General features: G+C 52.2%; 1 protein-coding gene. It reads left to right on the plus strand.

Annotation, left to right across the window (positions count from 1 at the left end; genetic code table 11):
• Positions 1-155: 155 nt before the first annotated feature.
• Entirely contained in the window at positions 156-680 is a 525-nt protein-coding gene (locus C3406_RS25865; protein WP_103829368.1) for a DUF3304 domain-containing protein, read from the plus strand.
• Positions 681-799: the final 119 nt, after the last annotated feature.

Raw genomic sequence — 799 nt, forward strand, 5'->3', positions numbered from 1 at the left:
AGTGGGGTGAAAACTATCTCCATGCCTATTTCCTGCCCGATGACAACGTCTACTTATGGTGGAGCACGGGTTTTAACAGCCCTTCCGCTGAAGATATTGCCGCACAGGTGGCACAAAAGCAGCGCCAGAGTATGCACTGATTTTAAGGGATTAAAATGGGATTTTTTAACGCGTTCGGGAAAATAGACGGTGCGGTTAACCGGGGGTATGCCCGCTGGGGAAAATGGCTCTGGGGGGCACTGTTACTGCCGGTGGTGATCTATCTTGGCTGGTCGGTGTGGGCGGCTGTCTGGGGACCGCCGTCAGGGCCGGTTACGCTGATTATTCACAATGAACTCGACAGGCCTGTTTTAGGGTTTAGCGTGAATGGTGTTGCAGGTGCGAACGCATTTGCTCATGGCGAGGGCGGTGCCACCTGCTGCGGAACTATTAGCGGGGATAAGGCTGAAGTGATCTGGACACTGGATATAACTCACGAGCAATACCTTAAAGGTATGAGATTAGAAACACGCCGCACGGTAATGCCTATGCCAGGCCGCCAGTGGGGTGAAAACTATCTCCATGCCTATTTCCTGCCCGATGACAACGTCTACTTATGGTGGAGCACGGGTTTCAACAGCCCTTCCGCTGAAGATATTGCCGCACAGGTGGCACAAAAGCAGCGCCAGAATACGCACTGATTTTAAGAGATTAAAATGGGATTTTTTAACGTGTTCGACAAAACAGACGGTGCGGTTAACCGGGGGTATGCCCGCTGGGGAAAATGGCTCTGGGGTGCACTGTTACTACCGGTGGTGAT

Origin of the sequence: Leclercia sp. LSNIH8, from assembly GCF_002920195.1 — a bacterium.
Taxonomy (GTDB): Bacteria; Pseudomonadota; Gammaproteobacteria; order Enterobacterales; family Enterobacteriaceae; genus Enterobacter.